Raw genomic sequence first — 22,247 nt, forward strand, 5'->3', positions numbered from 1 at the left:
CAAATGGATCCGGTGCAACAGACCGGTCTGCCACGCGCAACGATCGCGCGTTCCCGTGGACTCGAGCCTGCTCGACTTCCACCGACCAGAAGCAGTCGAGCAAGACTCTACAGAAGCGTGGTCACGTCCACGCTGGGTCTGCGGTGAAATCAATGGTCAACCAGAACGTGCTGCCCCGCGCATCCAGCCGCACCGCAATCTCGTCGCGCATCGCATCGACCTCGCCCACTGAACCCAACGGCATGGCCGGGTCAGCCAGCACGTGGATCTCGATGAAGCGCATCCGCCCCATCTTCGCCACATGGCTGGTGAAACCGGCATAGCCACGCTCGGCGACGAACGCCTGCATCACCCGCTGCACGCGCCGGTCCAGATCATCCGGTGCCACCTGCAGCACTTCGCGCATGGCCTTCCAGGCACCCCGCGCCGGCACTGGCAACACCGCCAGGCTGATCAACGCCAGCACGATCGAATCCAGGTACGGCACCCAGTGGTGCCACTCACCACCGTGCAGGACCAGCGCCAACACAAAGGCCAGTACCACTGCCAGGCTCATCAACCCGCCCAGCAGCCAGCCCCGTACATCCAGCCACAACAGCGCGGAGCGCAGATGCCGCGCCCGCTGCGCGACGAAGGCCGCCATCGCCAGGTTGCTGGCACTCAGCAACGCCGCCCACCACAGCGCGGGCCCGAATTTCACTTCGTGCCCGCCCGTGGTCAAACCGATCACGGCGTTGGCCAGCGCGTACACGCAGGCCAGCGACAGGATAACCCCACCCAACGCCTCGACCATCGGCTCCAGATGCCAGTAGCCGTACTGGAAGCGCGGGCTCTGTTCCCGCGCTACCAGCCGCAGCACCGACAACGACACCAGGGTCAGGGCGACATCGACCAGGCTGTACACGCCGTCGAACAGGATGGCCTGCGATCCCACCAGCAGGCCACCGATGAAGCCGACCGCGCTGACCGCCAGGGTGACCCCGATCGAGAACTTCAGGATGCGTTGCTCGCGCGCGGTATCCATCGTTCGCCGAACGGCCGACCGTTGCCGGTCAGGCCTTCAGCACCTCCACCTTGTACGAAACCGCATCACCCTCCTGCTCGATGATGAGCCCGTGCACGTCCGACTCGAAGCCCGGGAAACGCGCATTCTGCTCGCGGGCGATGCGCAGCGACTGGATGATCGGCTCGTCGCTGTCACCGAAACGCTCACCCGGCATGATGGTCGGGATGCCCGGCGGGTACGGCACCAGCATGGTCGCCGCAATGCGGCCACTGATCTGCTCGATGTCGACCCGTTCGATCTCGCCCTTCACCAGGTGGTTGTAGGCATCGGCCGGGGTCATCACCGGCGTCGGCAGATCCACGTACATCTCACGCATCACCTTGGCCACGGCAAATTCCTGGTTGAACGCATGCAGCGCATCGCACAGGTCACGCAGGCCCCAACCGGCGTAGGCATTCGGATAGTCGGCAGCCAGCGTCGGCAGTGCCTGGCTCAGCGGCGCATTGCGGTCGTAGAGTTCCTTGAACGCCATCAGCTCGGTGACCAGGGTGCTCCACTTGCCCTTGGTGATGCCCATCGAGAACAGGAACAGCACCGAGTACAGGTTGGTCTTTTCCACGGTGATGCCGCGGCCCCACAGGAACTTGCTCAGCACCGCCGCCGGGATGCCCAGCTTGCCCATGCTGCCGTCCATCGCCAGGCCCGGGGTCAGCAGGGTCACCTTGATCGGGTCGATCAGCACATAGTCGTCGACCAGGTTCTCGAAGCCGTGCCAGTGCGCATCCGGCTGCAGGTACCATTCCTCGCGCTTGGCCACCAGCGGCGCCGGCGTATCGCCCTTGTCCAGGCTGCGCTCGACCTGGGTGGGTTGCCAAACGCTGAACCACCAGTCGTCGCGACCGAGATCATCGCGCACGTGCAGCATCGCGCGGCGGAAGGCGATGGCCTCGTCGTGCATTTCCTGTACCAGCGAGCGGCCCGCATCGCCTTCCATCATCTTCGAGGCCACGTCACAGGCCGCGATCACCCCGTAGTGCGGGCTGGTCGAGGTGTGCATCATGAACGACTCATTGAAACGCTCGGCATCCAGGTTGCGTTGCGCCGAGTTGCGTACGTGGATCATCGACGCCTGCGAGAACGCGGCCAGCAGCTTGTGGGTGGAATGCGTGGTGAAGATGATCGCATCCTGCTCACGCGGCTTGCCCTTGGCCATGCCGTAGTGGTTCTCGTAGAACGGATGGAACGCAGCATAGGCGTACCACGCTTCGTCGAAATGCAGGAAGTCGACCGCGCTGCCGATCTCGTCGGCGATCTTCTCGGCGTTGTAGCACAGGCCGTCGTAGGTCGAGTTGGTGACCACCGCGATGCGCGGCTTGGAGCCGGCCTTGTAGGCCTGGCTGGCCAGCGGGTTGGCAGCGATGCGCTGCTGCAGCGACTCCGGCGTGAACTGGTCCAGGCTGATCGGGCCGATGATGCCGTGCGCGTTGCGGCTGGGGGTGAAGTACACCGGCACCGCACCGGTCATGATCAGCGCGTGCAGCAGCGACTTGTGGCAGTTGCGATCGACGAACACCACGTCACCGCGCGCCACCGTGCCATGCCAGACGATCTTGTTGGCGGTGGAGGTGCCATTGGTGACGAAGAAGGTATGGTCGGCACCGAAGTTGCGTGCGGCCTCGTTCTCGGCGTCCTTGATCGGGCCGGTGTGATCGAGCAGCGAACCCAGTTCCGGCACCGAGATCGACAGATCGCTGCGCAGGGTGTTCTCGCCGTAGAACTGATGGAATGCACGGCCGACCGGCGACTTGGTGAACGCCACGCCGCCGGCATGGCCCGGGGTGTGCCAGGAGTAGTTCGACTCGGCTGCATGGTGGATCAATGCCTTGAAGAACGGCGGCAGCAGGTTCTTCATGTAGTCTTCGGCCGCGCGCATCACCTGCCGCGAGATGAAGCTCTTGGTATCTTCGAACAGGAAGATGAAACCGTGGATGTACTTGAGCAGCTTGCTCGGCACCTTCTCGATGGTGCGGCGCTCGCCGTACAGGAACACCGGCAGATTGGCGCGGCGTGCGCTCTGCTCGCGCAGGAAGGCGGTCAGGCGCTGGAACTCGCCATCCACCTCTTCACTGCCATCGATCGAGATCAGCACCGCCGAGGCCGCCACGTAGGTGCGGGCACCGGCGCGGGCATCATCCAGGTTCAGGCCGCACAGCACGCGCTGGTCGTTGCTGCGCAGCTCCTCCACCAGGGCGCGGATCAGGATGCCGCCGATGCGCGGCGACTCGTAGTCGTTGTCGATGACAATGACCGGGTAGTCCAGGGACTTGAAGTACACGTTGATTCTCCTTGTCTAACTCAGGAACGCTGGGCGCCGGCGCTGATGGCCGAGGCCTCGCGGGCGCGCTGCCGCTGCTGGCGGCGCTCCTCGCTGAAGAAGGGATAGAACACGGTGATGAACAGCACGAACAGGAACGCGTACTGCACGATGGTTCCCGACGAGCCGTAGATCGCCCACAGGCAGTAAACGACGGTCAGGCTGGTCAGGGTCCAGAACGCACCGGTGTGGACCAGGGTGTGCGAGCGCTCGACCACGAAGTAGCAGGCCACGCACGAGTAGATGTAGGGCAGCAGGGTCAGCACCACCGCCGCCGACGTGATCACGTCGAACTGGGCCGACGCGGTTTCCGAGGTGGAAGTGACCAGCACCGCCAGGGTCATCAGCACCGCCACGATCAGCACGCCCTTGACCGGCACGTCGTCCTTGTTGGTCTTGCTGAAGATGCTCGGGAACAGGCCATCATCGGAGGCCGCCTTGGCACTCTGTGCGGTCAGCAGGATCCAGCCGCCCAGCGAACCGGCAGCGCCGATGAAGGCACACAGGCTCACCAGCGCGCCACCCCAGCCACCGACGGCCTTGGCGGCAGCCAGTGCAAACGGTGCATCAGAAGTCTGCAGCTCGCCATTGGGCACCATGCCCATGATCACCGACGAACTGGCGATGTAGGCGATGGCAGCCAGGAACACGCCCGCCAGGGTGGCGCGGGCCACGTTCTTTTCCGGATTCTCCACCACGCCGGCAGTCACCGAAGCGGATTCGACGCCGATGAAGGCCCACAGGGTCAGTGCCGCGGCACTGGAGATCGCGCCGAAGTTGGATTCACCGGACACGTTGTAGGCGCCCTTGAAGATGTCGGCATCGAAGAAGAACCAGCCGAAGATGGCGATGCCCAGGATCGGCACCAGCGCGAAGCTGGTGGTGACCGTCTGCACGCGACTGACGAAGGCCGGACCGATCATGTTGGCGAAGCTCAGCGCCCACACCAGCACAAGCACCGCGATGCAGCGCACCAGCGGCTCGGACAGGATCGGGAAGAAGTAGCTGAAGTAGCCCACCGCCGCGATAGGAATGGCGACGTTGCCGATCCAGTTGGCGAACCAGTAGATGGTATTGGTCTGGAAGCCCATGTAGGGCCCGAACCAGTCACGTGCATAGGCATAGGGACCGCCGGCCTTCGGTGCCAGCTTGCCCAGCTTGGCGAACACGAAGGCCAGCAGCAGCGCACCGGCGGTGGTGATCAGCCAGCCCCAGATCGAGGCGGTGCCGATCTTGGCCAGACTGGACGGCAACAGGAACACGCCTGAGCCCATCATGTTGCCGGCGACGAGGAAGGTGGCTCCGACCACCCCGATTTTCTTTGCTTCTGCCATGACAATCTCCTGTACTGGCATGAGCCCGGTACAACCGGGCGTGGGGACGGTTACGCTGGCGTACGACCGCTGGCGCCTATTTGATGAAGTTGTATTGCAGACTGCCCTGCACCCGGACCGTGTCGCCGCGCGCGCCGCTCTGCTGTTCCAGGCGGCCGTACAGCAGCTCCATGCCCATCGTCCACGACGGTGCCGGGCTCCAGATCAGGTTGAACACGCCGTAGCGGCTCTGACGGAATGCGTCGGCTGCCAATGCAGCATTCCGCTCCAGGGTCAGCTGGCCGAAGATCAGGTTCGAACGCCACAGCTCGGACCAGTAGTGGGTGTAGCCAACGAACCCACCGTGCAGGTCCAGCGCATCAAGGCGGCCATCGGCACCGACCACCGCGTCCAGCCCGGAGCCGGTCAGGTCGGCGGTGTAACGGCTGAGGCCGCGCCCGCCGAGGGCACCGAACAGCAGCAGGTCGCGCTCGCCTACCGAGGCCGAACCGCTGAGTTGCAGGCCACCGGCCATACGCCGGTCGCGCTCGCCATCGCCGTCATAGGCCAGGCTGCGTGCCACCGCACCCAGCTGCAGGTGGCCCCAGTCGCGCTCCATGCGCGCGGTCACCGTCACGTCGGGCAGGCGGTTCACTGCGGCTCGCTCATCGCTGGCGCCGGCCAGTTCGGTCTTCGGATCTTCGGCGGCGACGGTCAGGGTGTTGCCCTTGCCCATCGCGAAACTGTGGTGGATGCCTGCCACCAGCAGGTAGCCGGCACCGCCGGGACCTTCGAAATCCAATGTGTCGGGCAGGCTGTCCGGATCCATGAAGCTGGAGTAGCCGTAACCGGCATAGGTATTGCCGAGCTGGCCATAGGCATGGCGCAGCCGGAATTCGTAGCCGTCACTACTGCCGAAGAAGTCGTTCTCCAGGTAGAAGCGCAGGTTGCCGTGCGTGGTCGGACGTCGCGCCTCGAAACTGAAGCGGGTCTGCTTGGCATGGATGTTGAAGTTCGAGACATCACGATGACTGCCACCGACCGGCATCGACGAGGGAATGAACTGATCCTCATCCCCCGCTGCACGCGAATCGGCGATGGCATCCAGCTTGGCGTAACCGCCGATACGGATCACCGTGTCAGTACCCGGAATGGGGAAGAAGCCCTTCAGATCCGGATCGGTCGGGCCGGCCGCACTGTCCGGTCGCGACGCGGCGGTGGACGGATCGGCCACCGATTCGCGCTGCGGCAGCACCGGCTGTGCCACGCCCGGTACCTGGGTGGGGTGCAGCAGGTTGGCAGTGCTGGCAGGCGCGACCACGGCGGCGGGTGCCTGTGCTGTAGCAGGCGCAACGGTTGCGTCGCGCTGCTCAAGGCGGTCCAAACGCTGCTGCATGCCCTCCAGCGCCTGCCGCATGGCCGCAATCTCACGACGCAGCGCCTGCGCGTCCTCCTTGTCATCCACCTGTGCATACGCCGGCGTGATCGCCAGTGCTGTCACACAGGCCAGGCTCAGTACCGCCACGCGCATTGCATCCTCCCTGGACGACCCCTGTTCGCAGCACGCAGACAGGACGCACGCATGCGCCACTCCGGCCTCGTGCTGCCGTTGCTGGAAATGCGGATACTGCGTCGACGACACCGGCCAGCCTGCGCATGGCAGGCAACAGGACGATGACACTGCCCTGCCCGCACCGATGTCGACGCCATCAAGGCCGCGCTGCCAGAGAGGTGGCGACCGCAGCGGTCTGGGTAACAAGCACGGAGTGAGAGTGTCGTGAATGGCTGTGCCAGCCGACCCTGATCAGGGCGTGGCGAGCGCGGCATCCATCGCGCATTGACGCTGTATTCCATGCGTCACAGGCTAATCCGCCTGTCGTTTTTGGCCTTGATTGGAATCAAGGCGGGATGCTTGATGTCAGTCACGATTCATACGTGACGATGAACCACTGTTGCGCGGGCCCGCAACCGCAATGCCCGCCATGGAATGCGACAGGCCCGCATGCTGCCATGCGGGCCTGCGCAGTGTTTCATGGGGCTGGCGCCACTCAGCGCGGGCCAAGCACCGTCTGCAGATCGGCACCCTGCGGCAGACCCGCACGACGCTGCACCTGGCCCTGTGCGTCCTGGAACAGGATGCCCGGTGTGCCCTGGAAGCCCATCTCGATCATCAGCACCTGATTGGCGTCGAGCTTGCCAGCGATCTCGCGGCTGATGTTCGGCAGCGCCTTGATGCCACCGCGATCAAAATCGTGCTCGTTCTGCAGCAGCGCCGCACTCGGGTCACGCGCGGCAAGGATCGCCGCGGCCTTGGCCGGGCTGTCCTCGCGGATCACGCCGACCATGATGTGACGCAGCTGCACCTTGCCAGCATCGACCCACGGCCGTGCCGCTTCCCAGAACTTGTGGCAGTACGGGCAGTTGGCATCGCTGAAGGTGTAGACCACGCGCGGCGCATCGACCTTGCCATCACGCACCCAGGCGCTGGCTTCCAGCTTGGTCCACATCTTGGCCGACATCGGCGAAGCCACCAGCTTCTCAACGGCCTCAGCGGCTACATCGTTGCCCTCCGCATCGAACAGGCTGCCGACCAGTACGTGCTTGCCATCAGCGGTGACATAGGCCGCTGCCGGCTGCTGGCCGCCGACCACGCCGGCGAAGCCCCGCAGGCCACCGGGGGCATCGAATTCTGCGACGACCTCGAAACCATGCTTCTCGATGCCCTTCAGCACCGCAGGGCGATCGCCCTTGTTAGCCGTGGCTGTGGCGCTCGCTGCCGGTGCCGCGGCGGTCTTGCCCGGTGGCGTCTGTGCCTGGCTGCAGGCGGCCAATGCCAGCAGGACCGGCAGCAACAGCACCGCCGGGGCGGTGCGCAGGGAAGTCGACAACATGGGAACTCCGTAGTGAGATGCCCGCGCAGGCTACCGCAGCCGGCGCAGTTTGTGTTCAAGACCGGCTGCCGTCAGTTCGCCCAGGTGCAGTTCACGCAGGCGCCCTTCGGCGTCGAAGAACAGGGTCGAGGGATAGGCCTGCACGCCCAGCACCGTGGATGCCGCAGCGTCATCGTCGAGCAAAACGTTGTGCAGCAGCAGCCGTTCGCGCGCAACGAAACCCTGGACCTCCTCAAGGGTTTCACCCTGGTTGAGGAACACGAACTGCACGTCCGCATGCGCCTGCTGCGCCGCAGCCAGGACCGGCATCTCGCGCCGGCAGGGCCCGCACCAGGTCGCCCAGAGATTCAGCACCAGCGGTTTTCCCCGGAACTGCTGCAGATCAACCCTGCCCCCCTGCAGATCAGCAACCTGCAGTACCGGCAAGGGCATCTGCCGCTCCTGCCATGCGGACAGCAGTTGACTACCGCCCGCCCATAGCAGCACACCCGCCAACGCTGCGCCCAGCACCGGGGCGCGCAACGCCCGCCATGGGCGCACCCGCCACAGCCCCCATGCCGATCCCGCAACCAGGACAACCACCAGGTGGTAGCCACCATCGGCAATCTGCAGAATGCTCCACGGCGCCTCGCGATACAGCGCGAAGTTCAAGGCCACGAAGCTGATGCGACCACACAGCAGGCCCACCAGCAGCATGTCCAGAACCATGCTGGGTGCAGAAGGCAGCGGCATGCCGTCCTTCCTGCGTGGCCACAGACGCGCCACGGCCATGGCAATCACTACGCACACGAGAATCAACACCACCGGCATCGGCACCGGCCCAACGCTCGACATCAGACCACCTGTTCAATCGTCCACTGACTGCATGGTCGAAGTGTCGCGCTCCGGTTGCAAGCGCGACGATGCCGCCGACATCAGGCCGCGCTGCGCCCCAGTTGCATCACCGACGGCGATTGCAGCCCGCGCAGGCTGCCTGCCACCGACGGCATCAAGGGCCGCTCGCGACGCTTGCTGCTGACGTGACGCCGATAGTTGGCCGGCGTCATGCCAACGATGCGCAGGAACAACCGGCGGAAAGCACTCTGATCAGCGTAGCCGACACCCCACGCCACCTCATCGATACCCGCCCCCTGCTGCAGCAGGGTCTGCGCCTTGGCGATGCGCAGCCGTTGGCAGTATTCGATCGGCCGCAGGCCGGTGGCCTTGAGGAACCGCCGCTGCAGTGTGCGCGGCTCCAGCCCGGAGACCTCGCAGATCGCGGCAAGGGTGGCGCCGCGTGCCGCCGTGGTGTGCAGCCAGCGCTGTGCCTTCAGCACATCACGATCGCCATGTGCGAAGTTGGCGCTGAAGCGCTCCAGGTCCTGCTGGATCGTGGCAGGCACGGTGATGCCCAGTTGCTGTGCGACCGCACTGGCCACGCCCTGCCCGTGCAGCCGGTACAACAATCGCAGGCCAAGGAAGCGCCAGGCCTGGGCCCCGCCGACCGTCAGCAGGTCACCGTCATCCACCAGCGCCCGCTCGCTCGGCACCCAGCTCGCGGCCTGCGCCTGCAGGCCTGGATGGCGCCCGAGATCGGGGCCACTGACCGTACGCCCGGCCAGCAACCCGGCGCGTGCCAGCACGCTGACGCCATCACTGGCGGCGGCCAGCAGGCTGCCGCCGTCATAGTGCGCGCGCAGCCAGTCCAGCAGGACCTCGTCCGCGCGTAGGCACGCGCCGGCACTGATCTGGCCGGGAACCGCGATCACAGCCGGGATGGCCGCATCGAGCATTTCCGCACCCGCAATACGATGCACCCCGGTCTGGCTGGCCGGCACGATCCAGCGGGTGACCAGCACCCGCTTGAACGGCCGACGCTGCTGCTGGGCAAGGCGATTGGCAACGTGCGCCATTTCGGCCAGTACGGAGGCGGCAGACGGATCACCTCCCAGGTATTCAACCACCGCGATCTCGACGAATCCTTCGTTCCTGAATCCTTCCACAGACCACCTCCTCGGTTCGTTGCAGGCCATCGAACGGCCGGTTCAGGCGAAGGGTAGGAACTGGTCCATCGGCGGGGCTATGAAGAAAGTTGCAAAGTGCGCTGAATGCGCGCACCTGGGCCAAGCCTTGACTCTCGACCAGACTCCAGGCTTCACAATGGTCGGCAGCCCCTGCAGGAATCCGCCATGAACATTGGACAACTGGCCCGCCAGGCGGGCGTACCGATCGATACGGTGCGCTACTACGAACGACAGCAGCTGCTGCCGACCGCGGCCCGCTCGGCGGGTGGCTACCGCATCTTCGGCGAGCAGGACCTGCGCCGGCTGCGATTCATCCGCCGCGCCAAGGCGCTGGGCTTCAGCCTTGAAGAGATCGGCGAGCTGCTCGCATTGAGCGATCGCCATTCGCAGGACATGGGCAGCGTGCGCGACACCGCGCAGGCGCGCCTGCAGGACATCGCACAGCGGATGGCGGAGCTGCAACGCATGCACACTGCACTTTCGCTGCTGGTCGACGCCTGCCCAGGTCACGGCGCGCTGGACCAGTGCCCGATCCTGGCGGCACTGACCGACGACGCTGCGCAGGCGAAAGGCGACTGACATCGGCTTCGCAACGCACGTGAAGAAAAGTGCAACAAATGCTTGCCAACCCCCTGGGGCAAGGCTATTATTTCGCTCCTCAGCGACGTGGGGCCATAGCTCAGCTGGGAGAGCGCCTGCATGGCATGCAGGAGGTCAGCGGTTCGATCCCGCTTGGCTCCACCAATCTTTCGGCATTAGGCCGTCGAAAGGTCGCTAAAGAACATTGATGAGAATTGCGTCCCCATCGTCTAGAGGCCTAGGACATCACCCTTTCACGGTGGCGACCGGGGTTCGAATCCCCGTGGGGACGCCACTCATCACGAACAACGAGGACCCGGCCGATAACCGGGTCTTTTTTGTTCACCGCCTACCGGCATTCAGGTTGTGGCGTTGCGGTTCCCCTGCCCTCGTGGTCGCGGTTGAACCGGAACGAAAAAAGCTCAAAAAAAAGCTTCCACAAACGTGAACACGCAGGTATGATAGGCGGCTCGGTAACACGGGGCCATAGCTCAGCTGGGAGAGCGCCTGCATGGCATGCAGGAGGTCAGCGGTTCGATCCCGCTTGGCTCCACCACTTTCGACATTAGGCCGTCGAAAGTTCTACAACTTGAAGTTTTTCGTGCGTCCCCATCGTCTAGAGGCCTAGGACATCACCCTTTCACGGTGGCGACCGGGGTTCGAATCCCCGTGGGGACGCCAGTTTCAAAACGGACTCTGCTCCCGGCAGATCATCCGGAGTTTCATTGGGGCCATAGCTCAGCTGGGAGAGCGCCTGCATGGCATGCAGGAGGTCAGCGGTTCGATCCCGCTTGGCTCCACCACTTCGACATTAGGCCGTCGAAGGATCTACAACTTGAAGTTTTCGTGCGTCCCCATCGTCTAGAGGCCTAGGACATCACCCTTTCACGGTGGCGACCGGGGTTCGAATCCCCGTGGGGACGCCAATTCTTTAAAACCCCGGCTTCGGCCGGGGTTTTTCTTTGCCTGTGATTCCTGGGAAGGCCCTATCCACGCATGGCGCGGATCTACTGCAGGGCCGGGATGGATCCGGCGGCCGGTTGGCCCAGTAGATCCACGCCATGCGTGGATGGCTTCAACTCGGCCACACCTCAGAACCGGCGATACATCCCGATCGATGCAGGTGCGGTGGGTGCGAAACCAAACTGCGCGTACAACCGGTGCGCTTCACCATCCGCCAGAAGGCTGACGTATGCCGACGGCGGCAGGTTCGCCTGCATCCAGCCCTCCAGGCGACGCATCACTTCCTTGCCCAGGCCCTGCCCCTGCAGGCGCGGCAACACAGCGATATCGCAGACCTGCAGGTGGCAGCCCCCATCGCCGACGATGCGCCCCATCGCCACCAGCTCGTTACCCTGGTAGGCACACACGCCATACAGGGTATTGGGCAGCGCGCGTGCCGCCGCCTCCTGGCTCTTGGCACTGAGGCCCGCCAGCACACGCAGCTGGCAATAGTCTTCGACCGTGGGCACGGCGTCGCGGAACTGGCAGGCGACGGAATCATTCATGCGCTATCTCCCTGTAGGTCGGGCTATCCTGCCTCATCCATGTCGCAGCTGCTGCGACCCACGCCCGCAGAGTTCCCATGTGCTATTCCGCCCTCATCCGCGCCGACTACGCCAAGCTGGTGCGCGAGTTCGGCGCCATCCTGTCGCTGGAAGAATTCGCGGAGCTGTACGCGCACGATCCTGGGAAGAAGCGCCCCAGAACTCCCAAGGCGATGGATGACGGCTTCGCCGGCGCGCGCACCGAGCAGGGCCGCGACATCGTCGCGAAAATCCAGCAGTGGCATGCGCAGGAACGCCAGGATCTGGAAGCGGAGCTGGCCCGCCAGCGCGAGCGACGCGATATTGCCAATGCCACGCTGGCGACCCGCCCCACCCAGAAGGCACGCAACGACCTGCGCGTGGCCGGCAACCGCATCGATCGTGCGCAGGCTCGGCTGGAAGATCTGCACCGGGTGCAGCTGCTGCCGCGCGACAACCGTATTTTCCCCGGCACCTACGCACCGGTGATGGTCAGCGAGAGCGGCAAACGCGTGATCAAGCCGATGCGCTACCAGTGCCGGCTGCCGGACAAGCCTGCGCGCAACGACGTGCTATATCCGGGCACCTACAACGCGCGGCGCGACAGCCTGGAAGGCTATTGGCGCGGTGCGTTCGGGCTGCGCCACGGCGTGGTGGTGGTGCAGGCGTTCTATGAGCACGTGCCACGCCATGCCATCGCCGGCCGTACGCTGGGTGCCGATGAGAAGGATCAGGACGTGGTGCTGGAGTTCCGGCCCGATCCCCCGCGCGACCTGCTGCTGGCCTGCCTGTGGGCGGAATGGGAAGGACCGGAAGGTCGCCTCCTGTCATTTGCCACGATCACCGACACGCCTCCGCACGACGTCGCCGCTGCGGGCCATGACCGCGGCGTCGTTCCCATCCGCAAGGAACACCTCGATGCCTGGCTCAATCCCGATCCGGATGACCTGGCGCGGCAGTACCGCATCCTCGACGACCGCGAGGAGATCCGCTACGTATACGAAGAAGCGGGCTGAACAACGCGCACAGATGAAAAACCCCGCCTGGGCGGGGTTCATGGATCAGGGATTGCCGCCGCACATCGCCTCTTCGCAGAAGGCCTGTTCCTGCAGGCATTGTTCGACCTCTCCACCCCGCGCGATGCAGCTCTTGTAGAGCTGGAAACAGGGCTGGCCACACCACGCAGCAGAGGCCGTACCACCGAAGACCGCCATCGAAAGGACACCCGCAGCTACCATGCGCTTGATCCACTTCTTCATGCCACTCTCCTTGTAGGCCTGAGCATTCAGGCCCGGGCAGGATACGCCCACCGCTTCAGCACGCGCCAATCAGGCGCTGGCGCTGGCGCGGCCCACTGCGCGTACCAGCGCCTGGCTCAGATCTGCCGAGAGATAGGGCTTGACCAGCAGCACGCCGGCCAGCATCGGCTCGGGCAGCTGCTCGGCCTGCATCCCGGTGGCCAGCACGAACGGCACCCCGCGCGCCGACAGTGCCGCAGCCACCGGCTCGCTGGTCTCATTGCGGGCCAGGCGGTAATCGAGCAGGGCCACGTCCGGGGTCGACGCCTGCAGCAGGCGCAGCGCTTCAGCCACGCTCGCGGCCAGCCCCACCACCGTCGCACCGGCATGCACCAGCTGCATCTGCAGCAGTGCGGCACTCATCTCGTCGTTCTCGACCACCAGCACCCTCAGGTCCTGCAACACTGTCATCGGCTACCGCTCCTGGAGGCATTCAAGCCGCCGCAGTATAGCCATGACAGGGCCGAAGCCGACAGGACGCGCCCCGATCGGCCTCCCCACTATGAAAGCCGTGCCGACCTCGGTTACACTCGCACGCTGCCTGCCGGTGTGGCGGAATGGTATACGCAGCTGACTCAAAATCAGCCGGGGGTGACCCCATGAAGGTTCGAGTCCTTTCACCGGCACCACTGCATCAAAGGCCAGGTCACCGACCTGGCCTTTTGCATTTTCAGGGCCCGGGCGCCGACACTGGCGACGATGCCAGCGCCCGCCCTGCCCACGCTCCCTGCCACCCTGCCCGCACGGCTGCGTCCACTGCACGTGGATGATGCTGCCGCCTGGGCCCGCTATCTCTCGCTGCCGGGCGTGACCGAGCACACCAGCTGGGGCGACGTTTCCGAAAGGGCACTGCGCTGCCAGATCGCCGGTTACCTGCCCACGGCAACGGACCAGCGCTGGGCGCTGGTGGGCGCCGACAGCCAGCTGATCGGCACCGTTGGCCTGAACGGAATCGACCTGTCGCATGGCCGCGGCGAACTTGCCTATGATCTCGATCCGCGCTGGCAGGGTCAGGGACTGGCCACGCAGTCAGCACGCGCGGTGCTCGAATGGGGCCATGCCGCACTCGCTCTGGTCCGAATCCAGGCGACTGTCCTGGACAGCAACGCCCGCTCGATCGCCGTGCTGGAACGCATCGGCATGCAGCGCGAAGGCCTGCTGCGCGCTTACCGGCGGGTTCGAGGACAGCCCCGTGACTTCTGGATGTACGCCCGCGTCGAAGGCTCCGCGTCACCATGCTGAAACACAACTGCGACTTCCGGCAAGCTTTGGAATAGACGCAGCGCACACTTTTCTTGCAAGCCACACGTGCTTCTGCCTATCGTGATCCCAGCCGGAGCTGGGGGCGGGGGAATGCATGACGTTGCGTGCGGCACTGTTTTTTCTGGTCACGCACGCGCTCGTCATTGCCTTTGTTGGCCCGCAGGACCCGGTCGGCTCCTACCTGATGCTGATCACTGCGCCGTTGCTGGCTGCACTGGCCTGCGTGCGGCGTGCGCGTGACAGCCGCCAGGGGGCCTGCAAATGGCGGACGCTGGGCGCTGCCGTGGGCCTGTTCTCGCTGGCCCTGCTCGCCCTGCTGTACCGCAATGTGGCCGGCCTCGATCCTGCGCAGATGACCGTGTCTTCGCTGATCCTGTACGTGTTCTACCGCATCCCCCTGACCTACGTGGCCGCCAGCCCGGGCGGCGGCAACCGCTGCATCCGCGCGGTGGACCTGCTGATCATCGCGCTGCTGTGGCTGCTGTACTTCGGGCACACGCGGGCGATGGCGCATTTCAACGCCGCATTGTGGACGCAGTGCCTGAACGCCATGAGCAACCTACAGAACAGCCTGGTGTTCTGCTTCGCGCTGATCCGCTTCCTCGCCGAGGACAATCCCGACCGCCGCGATTTCTTCCGGACACTTGCGATCTACGCGCTGGGCTATTTCCTGCTGGCGTTCTACATCAACACCTACCAGCCGCAGCTGCCTGACGGCAACTGGGGGGACCTGCTGATCAGCGGACTGTTCGTGGTGCTGGCCGTCATGGCCGCCAGCAAGCGCCGCTATCCGGCGGTGGAGGTATCGCGCAGCCTGCGCCGCATCGTCGACGCCGGCGTGCCGTTGATGCTGCCCTTGCTGCTGATGATGGTGGCGCTGCTGGTCGCGCGCCTGCAGCCCACCCTGGCCACGGTGGGCTTCATTGGTGCCATGCTCGGCTATGCCCTGCGCAGCGTGCTGAGCCAGGTGGAGATCCAGCGCCAGCGCGATGAGCTGGAAACGCTGGCGCGGCGCGATCCGCTGACTGGGCTGGGCAACCGCCGCAGCTTCGACGAATCTCTTGGCAATGCCCGTGGCCGCGCACGCCGCCAGGGACTCGGGCTGGCGGTACTGATGATCGACATCGACCACTTCAAACGGCTCAATGACACCTATGGCCATCCGGAGGGCGATCGTCGCCTGCAGTCGGTCGCCGCCATTCTTGATGGCTGCCTGCAACGAGGTGACGATCTGCTGGCGCGCTATGGCGGCGAAGAGTTCATCGCCGCCCTGCCCTCGCCCGATGCCGCCCACGCACTGGGCCTGGGCGAACGGCTGCGCGCTTCGGTCGAAGCCGCAGCCCTGCCCGCCCCCGAGGCCACCGTCACCATCAGCATCGGCGTGGCCTGGCAGGCACCCGGCGAAGACCGCGATCCGCGCGACCTGGTCGAACGCGCCGACCAGGCCCTGTATCGCGCCAAACATGCCGGACGCAACTGCGTACGCGGCGACACCGATAGCAAGGAAGACCTGTCCGGTCGCCGCGCCTAGACCGCGTGCAGCCCCGCTGTTCCGTGCCGGTGCCCGGCCCCGCCCTGCACGCGGAAACTGGCCACGGTCTGCAGCAGCTGCGCCGACTGCTCTTCCATGCTGCGCGCCGCCGCCGACGCCTCCTCGACCAGGGCCGCGTTCTGCTGGGTGCCCTGATCGATCAGGTCGACCGCATGATTCATCTGCTGGATATCGTCGCTCTGCTGCTGCGAGGCCGTGCTGATTTCAGTCATCAGGTCACTGACCCGACGCACGTTGGTCACGATTTCATCCATGGTACGGCCCGCGCTCTCAACCTGCGCCGTGCCGGCGCCCACATTGGCAACCGACTCATCGATCAGGTGCTTGATCTCCTTGGCTGCGCTGGCCGAACGCTGCGACAGCTCGCGGATCTCAGTGGCGACCACGGCAAAGCCGCGGCCATGTTCACCGGCACGCGCCGCCTCCACCGCTGCGTTCAGCGCGAGAATGTTGGTCTGGAAGGCGATGCCGTCGATCACTCCGATGATGTCGACGATGCGCCGCGACGAGGCATTGATCACCGCCATCGTCTCGACCACTTCATGCACCACAGTGCCGCCTCGAGCGGCGACGTCGGCCGCTCCACCGGCCAGCTGGCTGGCCTGGCGCGCGTTGGTGGCCGTGCGCTGCACGGTCTCGGCCAGGCCTTTCATCGACACCGCGGTTTCCTCCAGCGAGGCCGCCTGCTGCTCGGTACGCTGCGAGAGGTCGCTGTTGCCCTGTGCGATTTCGGTCGCGCCGACTGCGATGGTGTCCGCGGCGAACTTGATCTGGCCGATGATCGCGGCCATCGCCTCGACCAGCGAATTCACGCCTTCGCACAGTTCGGCGATCGACCCGTTCTTGTCGGCGGTGGCCACGCGCTGGGTCAGATCGCCCTGCTTGGCGGCAGCCACCACCTCGCGGGTCTGCGCCACGGCGCGCTGCATGGCCTGGTTCTCGTGCACCTGCGCGGTGATGTCGGTGGCGTACTTGACGACCTTGAACGGCTTGCCATTGAGGTCCAGGATCGGGTTGTAGGATGCCTGGATCCAGACCTCGCGCCCGCCCTTGCCCAGGCGCCGATACTGGCCGGCGTCATATTCGCCGCGCCCGAGCTTCTCCCAGAACTGGCGATACTCGACGCTGCTGCGATGCTCAGGCTCGACAAACAACGAATGGTGCTGCCCGCGCACTTCGTCCAGGCTGTAGCCGGTAGCGGCCAGGAAATTGTCATTGGCCGACAGGATGCGGCCATCCATGCTGAACTCGATCACCGCCTGCGATTTGGCGATCGCGGCCAGTTGCCCCGCCGAGTCGGCCGCCTGCAGCTTCTGCGCGGTGATGTCGGTCGCGAACTTGACCACCTTGTACGGCCGCCCCTGGCGGTCCAGCACCGGGTTGTATGAAGCCTGGATCCAGATCTCGCGCAGACCTTTGCCGAAGCGGCGGTACTGTCCGGCGTCATATTCGCCACGCCCCAGGCGTACCCAGAAGTCGCGGTATTCCGCGCTGCGCGCCTGGTCGGGGTCGACGAACAGGGAGTGATGCTTGCCCTGGATCTCCTCCAGCCGGTAACCCATCGCCTGCAGGAAATTGTCATTGGCCCGCAGGATGGTGCCGTCGAGCGCGAACTCGATGACGGCCTGCACGCGATGCAGCGCGGCCACCTGCGCTTCCAGCTCGGTGCGGTCGGTCATCGCCGCCTCTGTGCTGGTGCGTTGCTGCGGCGCCAGCACGCCAAGCAGCGCACGCCACGGCGACCAACGGGTATGCAGCTCGGCCGGCGCCTGCGCGCCTGCCGTGAAGCCTGGAATGAGCATTGTCTGATCCTCGGTGTCCGGTAAGCGGTTGTGACCCGACGGGCGGGATGCCCGGCGGCAACATCAGTTGCCAGGGACTACAGGTGCCAACGGGCACCTCTCGAGCGACTGCGAAGAACGTCTGCTGCGGGTGCGATCGCATCTGGAAACGGCGGAACACACTGCGCGGACCACCCGTCGGGGGCAGCCTGGGGTCCTGCGGCGGGTGACTGGAGCGGGATCCAGAGGAAGTATCGGCGACGCCGTCGGCCGCTTTAGCGGGATTCCGCGACGTCCGTCGCAACTCCGTGCATTGCAGCCGGAATGCGGTAGACGATTGCCGTGTACTTCACGCCCTGCTCACGTGCCACAGCCTGCCCACCAAGGGACTCAGCCAGTGCACGGCTGGACCGGTTCCGTTCCGCCACCGGGTAGCGGAACGCAGCACAGCGCAGGCGCCCGGAGGCCGCCGACCACACCGCCGCCACTGCCTCGCGGCCATAGCCGTGCCCATGCATCACTTCTGCGATCCAGATGCCCAGTTCGGGTTCTGCTTCACGGGCTCGATGCAGGCCTGCCAGGCCAAGGAATACCCCATCCCCGCGCCTGCGGATCACCAACGTGATGTCGGTCCCGTCGGCGATGGTAAGCAGCCACGCCCGCCAGACGCCAGCAAACGCCTCCTTCGAGGGTGGCGGCTCGAACGCCATATAGCGGGTCAGCCCGGGTGTGATTGCCACAAATGCCTCGTCGGCATCACCGGGCGTGAAAGGCCGGAGGTGCAGCCGCGGACTGTCGATGGTCCAGTCGTCCAATGTCATCTTCTGCATCGCCTGGGCATTGCGTGCAGCATCGCTCAGCAGAAGGATGCAGCTCAAGGCAGAAAGGTTTACATGACCAATGCGGGATTCCCCAGCAGGAGAAAATGACCAGCATGAAGGTCCCGCAGGATGCTTATCGACATGGAGATCGCATGTTCCCTCGCTTTGCCAGCCTTCTCTTCCTGGCCCTGTGCAGCAGCAGCGCGCTGGCCAACGACGCCGCCTATCGACCCGCCTTCCACCCCGACCAGCTGAAGGGACCACCCGCAGGACGCCCGAACGAAGTGCTGGTGCTGGGCAGCCCGCACCTGTCCAGCCTGCCGGAGACCTTCACGCCGGCGATGCTGGAACCTCTGCTGCAGCGCCTGGAAGCCTGGCGGCCCACCGCGATCGCGGTGGAGAACCTGTCCGGCCTGCAGTGTGACTTCATGCGCCGCAATCCGGCCCGATACGCGGAGAGCGTAGCGGACTACTGCGTCGATCCGGCACCGGCGCAGGCCGCCACCGGCCTGGACGTGCCCAGCGCCAACGTGGAGATGGAACGCCTGCTTGCGGATTGGCCGAAGGCGCCAACCGCTGCCCAGCGGCGCCGATTGGCCGCCGTGTTCCTGGCCGCGGGCGAAAGCAGCTCGGCAGTCGTCCAATGGCTGCGGCTGCCCAGGGAAGAGCGACGTGCTTCGGACAGCCTGACACCGGAACTGGTGCAGTTCCTCGACACGCGCATGGCCCGCCGCAACGAGGCCGGACTGGTGGCCGGCGTACTTGCGGCACGCCTGGGGCTGGAGCGCCTGTGGTCGGTCGACGACCACACTGCAGATTCGCCAACACCGGAATCGCAGCAGAAGGCCTACGCTGCCGCCATACGCGGTGCCTGGGACAATTCCTTCGTCAAAGCGCGCAGGGCGGCCGATGAACGACTGAAGGCCAATCTTGCTCAACCGGATGGATTGCTCGCAATGTATCGCGCCTACAACGCCCCCGAGGCCGCGATGGTGGCCTTCAACAGCGATTTCGGCGCGACCCTCGTCGAGCCCTCGCCGGAAGGCTTCGGCCGCAACTACGTGGGCTACTGGGAAACCCGCAACCTGCGCATGGTCGCCAACATGCGCGACATCCTGGGCCAGCATCCAGGCACCCGCATGCTGACCATCGTCGGTGCCTCGCACAAGGGCTACTACGAGGCTTACCTCGATCTGATGCACGACGTGCAGCTGGTCAGTTCGGATGAAGTACTGCGCTGACGCAACATGACGTGGAGGATGCGGTGACCATCCACCGCATCACTCCACCGCGTTCCTGCCCGTCCGCCACAGCACGATGCTGGCGGCACCGATACAGGACAGCGTGAACACCAGCAGGGCGACCGCGCCGCCCTGCAGTACCGGCAGCAGGGCCTGCGCGTGAAGGTCGCCGCGCAGCTGTTCCGCACGCAGGCAGGCGGCCAGCGCGAGGCACCAGCCAACCATCGCCGGGGCGTAGGCCCGCATCGCAACCGGGTTCCAGACCTTCATGGGATCACCTGCATGAGTGGATGTGCGCGCAGTATTCGCGCACGCCCTCTCACAGGTTGAGATCAGCCCTCGGCGGCTTCGGAATCATCGCCGGGCAGCTCACTGGCCTCGCCCTGCACCTGTACGTTGTTGCGACCCATTGCCTTGGCCCGGTAGCACTGGGCATCAGCCGCCGCCACGGCCTGGTCCACGCTCATCCCACCCGCCAATGGCGCGATACCGATGCTGGCACCCACATGCAGGCGGTCCCGGTCCCACGGAATCGACAGCGATGCCAGGGTGTGCAGCAGTTCACCGCCGATGCGCGCGGCACGACGCGGCGTGCAGCCGGACAGGATCACTGCGAATTCGTCGCCGCCCAGACGCGCCACTACGTCCGAATCGCGCACACCGTGGCGCAGCACGCTGGCCACCGCCCACAGCACGGCATCGCCAGCCAGATGGCCCCAGGTGTCGTTGACCGGCTTGAAGCGGTCCAGGTCGATGTACATCAACGACGCGGCCTGGCCAGTTCGCTCGACGCGGGTGATCGCCTGCTGCAGATGCACCTCGAAACCGCGACGGTTGCTCAGCTCGGTCAGCGGATCGATCTCGGCCAGATGGCGCGCTTCGCGCTGGCGCGCGCGCTGCTGGGTGTCATCACGCAGTACCCACACTGCACCGCGTACATGACCTTCATCATCGCGCAGCCAGGCACGGGTCAGGTCGACCGGGATCGTGGCCGTGCCCAGGCGCAGCAGAAGATCGGCGTGCAGGTCCACCGCATTGCTTTCCGGGTCCAGCAGGACCGACACATCCAGTACCGAGCCGGGCGCATATTCGGTGGTCAGTGCCAGCACGTCCTGCACCTTGTGCCCGGCCAGCGACAGCGCGCCATCACCCGCCAGGGTGCGTACTGCGGCGGCATTGGCGTAGTCGATACGGCCATCCAGGCTGACACTGAGCACCAGGTCGGCAACCGCATCAAGCGTGATACGGCTGCGCTGCTCGCTCTCGAACAGGCGCTGCTCGCTGCTGCGCTGGGCGCTGATGTCCTGGATCTGCGACACGAAATGCAGCGGTTCACCGTGCTCGGTGCGCACCAGCGACACCGACAGCCGCGCCCAGATCACCTTGCCGTCGCGATCGAGATAGCGCTTTTCCAGGTGGTAGTGGCTGCGCCGCCCGGCCAGCAGATCCTGCACCAGGGCCAGGTCGGTCTGCAGGTCATCGGGGTGGGTCAGGCGCTGGAAATCAACCTGCAGCAGTTCTTCGCGGGGGTAGCCCAGGATCCGGCACAGTGCGTCATTGACGTCCAGCCAGCGTCCTTCCAGCGACACCAGCGCCATGCCCAGCGCCGCCGACGTGAACGCACCGGCGAATTTCTCTGCCGACAGGCGTGCTTCGGCGCGCGCCTGCAGGATCTCGGTGATGTCGATGGACATGCCGACATAGCCGATCCGCGCGCCGCCGGCACCATCCATGCGGCTGATCGACAAGCGCACCTGGCGTGGCTGGCCATCCTTGCGCCGCAGTGTCCACTGCCGTGAATAGGTCTGCTCATCGGCGCGGGCGCTGAGTGCTTCAAACGCGCCCGGCAGGCTTCCGTCCGCAGCCGCCAGCGGACGCAGCCAGGCCGCCAGCTCGTCCGGATCGTGGAAATCACCCAGTCGCCGCTGGCCGACCACTTCTTCCGCGCTGTAACCCAGCAGGCGTTCCGCGCCGGTATTGAACAGGGTGATGGTGCCTTCGGTATCGGTCGCGATCACCGCCACCTCATCGGACGCGTCGACCACGGCCTGCAATCGCTGCCGGCTCTCGGCTGCATCCTGCCGCGCCTGCTGCAGCTCGGTCACGTCGGCGTGCGCACCGGCCATCCACAGCGGTCGTCCCTGCCCGTCCCATTCGAACACGCGGCCACGGTCGTGGATCCACATCCACTGGCCGTTCTTGTGGCGCATGCGCAACAGGCAGACATAGTTGTCGCTGCGGCCTTCGAAATGGTCCTCGAGCGCCGCGTCGGACAGGGCGATATCGTCGGGATGGACCAGCGTCAGGAACGTCTTCTGGCACACCGGCTCCAGTTCTTCCAGCCGATAGCCGACAATCTCCGCCCAGCGCGCATTGACCCGCATTTCGCCGGTCTGCACGTTCCATTCCCAGGTACCGGCAGCGGTGCCGTCGATGATCATGGCCAGGCGCCGGCGCTCCTCTGCCAGTTCCTGCAGGCGCCGCTCGAGCAGCCCGTTGCCGTTGTTTCCCTGGCCCGCCATCAATCCGGTCCCCGGCCCGCACAGGCGGGCAGCAGCCGCAGCACAACGCTGCAGCCCTCAACGAAGACAACGGGTCC

Annotated in this window: 19 protein-coding genes and 7 tRNA genes; 12 read left to right on the forward strand and 14 right to left on the reverse strand. The window is 65.5% G+C overall.

What is annotated here, in order from left to right; genetic code table 11:
* Window positions 1-121: 121 nt before the first annotated feature.
* The 7 genes from ACZK45_RS12815 to ACZK45_RS12845 form a co-directional block, all read right to left on the reverse strand.
* Window positions 122-1,024 carry a cation diffusion facilitator family transporter gene (locus ACZK45_RS12815; RefSeq protein WP_329913723.1) on the reverse strand — a complete coding sequence of 301 codons (903 nt, stop codon included), beginning with the start codon at window positions 1,022-1,024 and terminating at the stop codon, window positions 122-124.
* 28 nt (window positions 1,025-1,052) lie between these two features.
* The gene (locus ACZK45_RS12820) at window positions 1,053-3,341 is read right to left on the reverse strand and encodes an Orn/Lys/Arg family decarboxylase (protein WP_006373744.1); all 2,289 of its coding nucleotides are present in this window, start codon (window positions 3,339-3,341) and stop codon (window positions 1,053-1,055) included.
* 20 nt (window positions 3,342-3,361) lie between these two features.
* Complete coding sequence (gene adiC, locus ACZK45_RS12825; RefSeq protein ID WP_006461445.1) at window positions 3,362-4,714, reverse strand: arginine/agmatine antiporter; 1,353 nt, start codon at window positions 4,712-4,714, stop codon at window positions 3,362-3,364.
* A 76-nt stretch (window positions 4,715-4,790) separates the two neighbouring features.
* Window positions 4,791-6,224, reverse strand: coding sequence for a DcaP family trimeric outer membrane transporter (locus tag ACZK45_RS12830; RefSeq protein WP_478444783.1), 1,434 nt, complete (start codon window positions 6,222-6,224; stop codon window positions 4,791-4,793).
* A 517-nt stretch (window positions 6,225-6,741) separates the two neighbouring features.
* On the reverse strand, window positions 6,742-7,584 hold the full coding sequence (gene dsbG / locus ACZK45_RS12835) for a thiol:disulfide interchange protein DsbG (RefSeq protein WP_478444784.1): 843 nt from the start codon (window positions 7,582-7,584) through the stop codon (window positions 6,742-6,744).
* 30 nt (window positions 7,585-7,614) lie between these two features.
* Complete coding sequence (locus ACZK45_RS12840; protein WP_032129380.1) at window positions 7,615-8,418, reverse strand: TlpA disulfide reductase family protein; 804 nt, start codon at window positions 8,416-8,418, stop codon at window positions 7,615-7,617.
* Between the two features lie 80 nt (window positions 8,419-8,498).
* Window positions 8,499-9,566: a GlxA family transcriptional regulator gene (locus ACZK45_RS12845; protein ID WP_478444785.1), complete on the reverse strand. Its 1,068-nt coding sequence runs from the start codon at window positions 9,564-9,566 to the stop codon at window positions 8,499-8,501.
* Between the two features lie 186 nt (window positions 9,567-9,752).
* Here ACZK45_RS12845 and ACZK45_RS12850 point away from each other — a divergent pair, with 186 nt between their 5' ends.
* The 7 genes from ACZK45_RS12850 to ACZK45_RS12880 all read left to right on the forward strand — a co-directional run bounded on the left by ACZK45_RS12850 (window position 9,753) and on the right by ACZK45_RS12880 (window position 11,092).
* Entirely contained in the window at window positions 9,753-10,166 is a 414-nt protein-coding gene (locus ACZK45_RS12850; protein ID WP_032129382.1) for a heavy metal-responsive transcriptional regulator, read from the forward strand.
* A gap of 89 nt (window positions 10,167-10,255) precedes the next feature.
* Window positions 10,256-10,331, forward strand: a tRNA-Ala gene (locus tag ACZK45_RS12855).
* A 54-nt stretch (window positions 10,332-10,385) separates the two neighbouring features.
* Window positions 10,386-10,461 (forward strand) — tRNA-Glu (locus ACZK45_RS12860).
* 185 nt (window positions 10,462-10,646) lie between these two features.
* Window positions 10,647-10,722 (forward strand) — tRNA-Ala (locus ACZK45_RS12865).
* 49 nt (window positions 10,723-10,771) lie between these two features.
* Window positions 10,772-10,847 (forward strand) — tRNA-Glu (locus tag ACZK45_RS12870).
* A 46-nt stretch (window positions 10,848-10,893) separates the two neighbouring features.
* Window positions 10,894-10,969: transfer RNA gene (locus ACZK45_RS12875), tRNA-Ala, on the forward strand.
* 47 nt (window positions 10,970-11,016) lie between these two features.
* Window positions 11,017-11,092: transfer RNA gene (locus ACZK45_RS12880), tRNA-Glu, on the forward strand.
* A gap of 165 nt (window positions 11,093-11,257) precedes the next feature.
* Here ACZK45_RS12880 and ACZK45_RS12885 read toward each other — a convergent pair.
* Window positions 11,258-11,674 (reverse strand): GNAT family N-acetyltransferase, encoded by a 417-nt coding sequence (locus ACZK45_RS12885; RefSeq protein ID WP_010484960.1) that lies wholly within the window; start codon window positions 11,672-11,674, stop codon window positions 11,258-11,260.
* A 77-nt stretch (window positions 11,675-11,751) separates the two neighbouring features.
* On the opposite strand from ACZK45_RS12885, the gene ACZK45_RS12890 reads away from it, so the two are divergent.
* Window positions 11,752-12,708 (forward strand): SOS response-associated peptidase family protein, encoded by a 957-nt coding sequence (locus ACZK45_RS12890; RefSeq protein WP_182266312.1) that lies wholly within the window; start codon window positions 11,752-11,754, stop codon window positions 12,706-12,708.
* Between the two features lie 45 nt (window positions 12,709-12,753).
* On the opposite strand, the gene ACZK45_RS12895 is transcribed toward ACZK45_RS12890, so the two are convergent.
* Both ACZK45_RS12895 and ACZK45_RS12900 read right to left on the reverse strand, forming a co-directional pair.
* Window positions 12,754-12,951 carry a hypothetical protein gene (locus ACZK45_RS12895; RefSeq protein ID WP_010484956.1) on the reverse strand — a complete coding sequence of 66 codons (198 nt, stop codon included), beginning with the start codon at window positions 12,949-12,951 and terminating at the stop codon, window positions 12,754-12,756.
* Between the two features lie 69 nt (window positions 12,952-13,020).
* Entirely contained in the window at window positions 13,021-13,401 is a 381-nt protein-coding gene (locus tag ACZK45_RS12900; RefSeq protein ID WP_032129385.1) for a response regulator, read from the reverse strand.
* A gap of 132 nt (window positions 13,402-13,533) precedes the next feature.
* Between ACZK45_RS12900 and ACZK45_RS12905 the strand changes: the two genes are divergently transcribed.
* The 3 genes from ACZK45_RS12905 to ACZK45_RS12915 all read left to right on the forward strand — a co-directional run bounded on the left by ACZK45_RS12905 (window position 13,534) and on the right by ACZK45_RS12915 (window position 15,784).
* Window positions 13,534-13,619, forward strand: a tRNA-Leu gene (locus ACZK45_RS12905).
* A 70-nt stretch (window positions 13,620-13,689) separates the two neighbouring features.
* Complete coding sequence (locus ACZK45_RS12910; protein WP_478444786.1) at window positions 13,690-14,232, forward strand: GNAT family N-acetyltransferase; 543 nt, start codon at window positions 13,690-13,692, stop codon at window positions 14,230-14,232.
* Between the two features lie 115 nt (window positions 14,233-14,347).
* Window positions 14,348-15,784: a GGDEF domain-containing protein gene (locus ACZK45_RS12915; RefSeq protein ID WP_478444787.1), complete on the forward strand. Its 1,437-nt coding sequence runs from the start codon at window positions 14,348-14,350 to the stop codon at window positions 15,782-15,784.
* On the opposite strand, the gene ACZK45_RS12920 is transcribed toward ACZK45_RS12915, so the two are convergent.
* Together ACZK45_RS12920 and ACZK45_RS12925 are read right to left on the reverse strand one after the other, a co-directional pair.
* Window positions 15,781-17,607 carry a methyl-accepting chemotaxis protein gene (locus ACZK45_RS12920; protein ID WP_478444788.1) on the reverse strand — a complete coding sequence of 609 codons (1,827 nt, stop codon included), beginning with the start codon at window positions 17,605-17,607 and terminating at the stop codon, window positions 15,781-15,783. The two genes, ACZK45_RS12915 and ACZK45_RS12920, sit on opposite strands and share 4 nt — an antisense overlap.
* Window positions 17,608-17,861: 254 nt before the next feature.
* On the reverse strand, window positions 17,862-18,464 hold the full coding sequence (locus tag ACZK45_RS12925) for a GNAT family N-acetyltransferase (RefSeq protein WP_478444789.1): 603 nt from the start codon (window positions 18,462-18,464) through the stop codon (window positions 17,862-17,864).
* Window positions 18,465-18,559: 95 nt separating this feature from the next.
* Between ACZK45_RS12925 and ACZK45_RS12930 the strand changes: the two genes are divergently transcribed.
* A complete protein-coding gene (locus ACZK45_RS12930) occupies window positions 18,560-19,648 on the forward strand; it encodes a DUF5694 domain-containing protein (protein ID WP_478444790.1) in 1,089 nt (362 codons plus the stop codon).
* Window positions 19,649-19,687: 39 nt separating this feature from the next.
* On the opposite strand, the gene ACZK45_RS12935 is transcribed toward ACZK45_RS12930, so the two are convergent.
* On the reverse strand, window positions 19,688-19,918 hold the full coding sequence (locus tag ACZK45_RS12935; RefSeq protein WP_049400551.1) for a hypothetical protein: 231 nt from the start codon (window positions 19,916-19,918) through the stop codon (window positions 19,688-19,690).
* 62 nt (window positions 19,919-19,980) lie between these two features.
* The gene (locus ACZK45_RS12940; protein ID WP_164081376.1) at window positions 19,981-22,170 is read right to left on the reverse strand and encodes a PAS domain S-box protein; all 2,190 of its coding nucleotides are present in this window, start codon (window positions 22,168-22,170) and stop codon (window positions 19,981-19,983) included.
* Window positions 22,171-22,247: the final 77 nt, after the last annotated feature.

This window comes from Stenotrophomonas sp. 63632_Sma (assembly GCF_056482875.1).

Excerpts from the sequence above, each read along its gene's own strand:
- ACZK45_RS12815 (WP_329913723.1), bottom strand. The coding sequence starts at position 1,024 with ATGGATACCGCGCGCGAGCAACGCATCCTGAAGTTCTCGATCGGGGTC.
- adiC (WP_006461445.1), bottom strand. The coding sequence starts at position 4,714 with ATGGCAGAAGCAAAGAAAATCGGGGTGGTCGGAGCCACCTTCCTCGTC.
- ACZK45_RS12830 (WP_478444783.1), bottom strand. The coding sequence starts at position 6,224 with ATGCGCGTGGCGGTACTGAGCCTGGCCTGTGTGACAGCACTGGCGATC.
- dsbG (WP_478444784.1), bottom strand. The coding sequence starts at position 7,584 with ATGTTGTCGACTTCCCTGCGCACCGCCCCGGCGGTGCTGTTGCTGCCG.
- ACZK45_RS12840 (WP_032129380.1), bottom strand. The coding sequence starts at position 8,418 with ATGTCGAGCGTTGGGCCGGTGCCGATGCCGGTGGTGTTGATTCTCGTG.
- ACZK45_RS12850 (WP_032129382.1), top strand. The coding sequence starts at position 9,753 with ATGAACATTGGACAACTGGCCCGCCAGGCGGGCGTACCGATCGATACG.
- ACZK45_RS12885 (WP_010484960.1), bottom strand. The coding sequence starts at position 11,674 with ATGAATGATTCCGTCGCCTGCCAGTTCCGCGACGCCGTGCCCACGGTC.
- ACZK45_RS12890 (WP_182266312.1), top strand. The coding sequence starts at position 11,752 with ATGTGCTATTCCGCCCTCATCCGCGCCGACTACGCCAAGCTGGTGCGC.
- ACZK45_RS12895 (WP_010484956.1), bottom strand. The coding sequence starts at position 12,951 with ATGAAGAAGTGGATCAAGCGCATGGTAGCTGCGGGTGTCCTTTCGATG.
- ACZK45_RS12900 (WP_032129385.1), bottom strand. The coding sequence starts at position 13,401 with ATGACAGTGTTGCAGGACCTGAGGGTGCTGGTGGTCGAGAACGACGAG.
- ACZK45_RS12910 (WP_478444786.1), top strand. The coding sequence starts at position 13,690 with ATGCCAGCGCCCGCCCTGCCCACGCTCCCTGCCACCCTGCCCGCACGG.
- ACZK45_RS12915 (WP_478444787.1), top strand. The coding sequence starts at position 14,348 with ATGACGTTGCGTGCGGCACTGTTTTTTCTGGTCACGCACGCGCTCGTC.
- ACZK45_RS12920 (WP_478444788.1), bottom strand. The coding sequence starts at position 17,607 with ATGCTCATTCCAGGCTTCACGGCAGGCGCGCAGGCGCCGGCCGAGCTG.
- ACZK45_RS12930 (WP_478444790.1), top strand. The coding sequence starts at position 18,560 with ATGTTCCCTCGCTTTGCCAGCCTTCTCTTCCTGGCCCTGTGCAGCAGC.
- ACZK45_RS12935 (WP_049400551.1), bottom strand. The coding sequence starts at position 19,918 with ATGAAGGTCTGGAACCCGGTTGCGATGCGGGCCTACGCCCCGGCGATG.
- ACZK45_RS12940 (WP_164081376.1), bottom strand. The coding sequence starts at position 22,170 with ATGGCGGGCCAGGGAAACAACGGCAACGGGCTGCTCGAGCGGCGCCTG.